General features: G+C 65.3%; 2 protein-coding genes. Both read right to left on the bottom strand.

Annotated elements, in window-relative coordinates; all coding sequences use genetic code 11:
* Positions 1–452 (bottom strand): chemotaxis protein CheW (locus JQ574_RS34740; protein ID WP_212215246.1); only part of this gene is annotated, 452 nt, incomplete at its 3' end.
* Positions 453–470: 18 nt separating this feature from the next.
* Positions 471–2,753 (bottom strand): hybrid sensor histidine kinase/response regulator (locus JQ574_RS34735; protein WP_212384237.1); only part of this gene is annotated, 2,283 nt, incomplete at its 5' end.

Here is a 2,753-nt window from a genome sequence, read left to right as displayed (position 1 = left end):
GGCACGATTTCGAGGACGCGATCGACATCGAGGACGACCATGAGCTGGCCGTCGAGGCGGTGGACGCCGCCGGCGAGCTTGGCCATGCGGGGATCGAGATTGACGGGGTTTTCCTCGCGGCTGTCGTCCGGCAGCCGGAGCACCTCGCCGATCTGGTCGATCAAGAGGCCGTAGGACTCGCCGCGCAGGTCGACGCCAACCGCCATCGGCGGCTTGCCGTCGTCGTTTTTGGGCAGCCCGAGCCGGGCGCGCATGTCGACGACCGTGACGATGCGGCCGCGCAGGTTGAGCACGCCGGCGATCTCGGCCGAGGACAGGGGAACGCGGGTCAGCCGTTCCGGCATGAACACGTCCTGGACGCGGGAGATCGGCAGGCCGAACAATTGCCCGCCGATCACGGCGGTGACGTATTCGACCACGGTGCCCTCGATGGTGTCGGTCTTGGTTGTCATGATGTCTTGCCTTTAGCCTTATGCCGCGCGCCTGGTCTCGCCGGCGGTCTGTTCCTTCAGCGCCGCGATCAGGCCGGGACGGTCGAACTTGGCGACGTAATCGTGGAAGCCGGCCTGCCGGCCGCGCTCGATCGCCGCCGGCGAGACCATCGAGGACAGCGCGATGATCGGCATTGCGCTGAGGTGCTGGTCGGCCCGGATCGTCTCGGCAAACTCGAACCCGTTCATGTCGGGCATCTCGATGTCGGTCAGCACCACATCAAAAGTCTGGCCCGAGCGCAGCGCGGTGAGGCCTTCTTGCGCATTGGGGGCGACCCGCACCCGGTAGCCGGCGGCTTTGAGCACCGGCGCCAGCATGTTGCGGAAGAAGGCTGAGTCGTCGACCAGGAGCACCGATTGCGCCGATACCGAGGGGCGCATCTCCTTGCGGGAGAACCAGTCGGCGAACGCCATCGGGAGGAAATGGCCGACGTCGATCACTTCGGTGGCCTGGCCCTTGATCACGGCCGAGCCCAGAATGCCTTCACTGGAACCGGCGACCTCGATGTGCAGCCGCTCCTCGACGATGTCGATGATCTCGTCGACCACCAGCCCCATCGAGCGGCCGTCGTCGGCGAACACCAGGATCGGCTGCGCGCCCGAGGTCTGGACGTTGACCCCGTTCATCTGCACCAGCGGCATCAGCTGCTCGCGGTACTGCACCATGTAGCGGCCGTTACTGAGTTCGATCTTGTCGGTGGCGATCTCCTCCAGCCGGGTGACGAGGCCGAGCGGCACCGCCTTGGGCTGGGTCGAGCCGGCGCGGAACACCAGCAGCGAGGTCAGCTGTTCGCCGGTGTTGGCATGGGCCGCCGCGTTCTCGTCCGCCATCCCCTGGGCGGAGGAGCCGGCGGCGCCGAGCGCCTTGGCAAAGCCGTTGGGGTCGATGATCATGATCACGGCGCCATCGCCCAGAATGGTGTTGCCGGAGAACATGTCGATGTGACGCAGTTTTGTCGACATCGGCTTGACCACGATTTCTTCGGTGTGGAACACGCCGTCGACCACGATGCCGAAGGTCTGGCTGCCGACCTGCGTGACCACGATGAAACCGTTCTCGGGGTCGGAGGAGGAACCGTCGTCGATCTTGAGCAGCTTCTTCAGGTGCATCAGCGGCAGCAGCTTGTTGCGCAGCCTGAGCACGGCCGTGTCCTTGATGCGCTCGATGCGGTGTTCGGAATTGGCGCGGGCGCGGACCAGCTCGACCACAGACAATTGCGGGATCGCAAAGCGGTCACCGCCGGCTTCCACGATCAGGGCCGAGACGATGGCGAGCGTCAGCGGGATCTTGATGGTGACGCTTGAGCCCTCGCCGGCCACCGACTTGATGTCGATGGTGCCGCCGATCTGGTCGATATTGGTGCGCACCACGTCCATGCCGACGCCGCGGCCGGAGACGCTAGTGACAGTGGCGGCGGTGGAGAAGCCCGGCGCGAAGATGAACTTGTGGATCTGGGCTTCGGTCATCTTCTCCAGTTCGGCCTCGGAGACGAGCCCGTTCTGCAGTGCCTTGGCCTTGATCCGCTCGGTGTTGAGCCCGCGGCCATTGTCGGCGATGCAGATGATGATGTGGCCGCCCTCGTGGTAGGCCGACAATCGAATGGTGCCCTGCTCGGGCTTGCCGGAGGCGGCCCGCTCGGCCGGGGTCTCGAGGCCATGATCGGCGGAGTTGCGCACCATATGGGTGAGCGGGTCCTTGATCAGGTCGAGAACTTGACGATCAAGCTCGGTGTCGGCGCCGTGCATCTCGAGTTCGATCTGCTTGCCGAGTTCGCCGCTTAGGTCGCGGACGATCCTTGGCAGCTTCTGCCAGGCATTGCCGATCGGCTGCATCCGCGTCTTCATGACGCCTTCCTGCAGTTCGGCGGTGACGTTGGAGAGACGCTGCAGCGGCACCTTGAACTCGGTGTCCTCGTTGCGGCGGGAGATCTCCAGCAGCTGGTTGCGGGTCAGCACCAGCTCGGAGACCATGGTCATCAGGTGTTCCAGCGTGTCCACGTTGACGCGGATCGACTGGTTGGCGATCTTGTCGGCTTCCTGCACATCGCCGACGTCGGCGGCGGCCGCCGCCTTGCGGGCCGGTTTTGCCTTGGACTCCGCTTTGGCTTCAACCTTGGATTCCTTGGCAACTTCCGGCGCGGGCGCGGCTGCCTTGGGAACAACTGCGGGTACGGGTTCGACTTCGACGGCGGTCTCGCGGAAGGCGCGTTCGAGATCGTCGAGCGAGACTTCGCCGGGACGCAGCGGCCGTTCCAGCACCTG

The organism is Bradyrhizobium sp. AUGA SZCCT0158 (assembly GCF_018130065.1).
In the GTDB taxonomy this organism is placed as follows: Bacteria; Pseudomonadota; Alphaproteobacteria; order Rhizobiales; family Xanthobacteraceae; genus Bradyrhizobium.
Note: the sequence above shows the minus strand (reverse complement) of the source record. Positions and strands in the feature narration are given on the sequence as shown.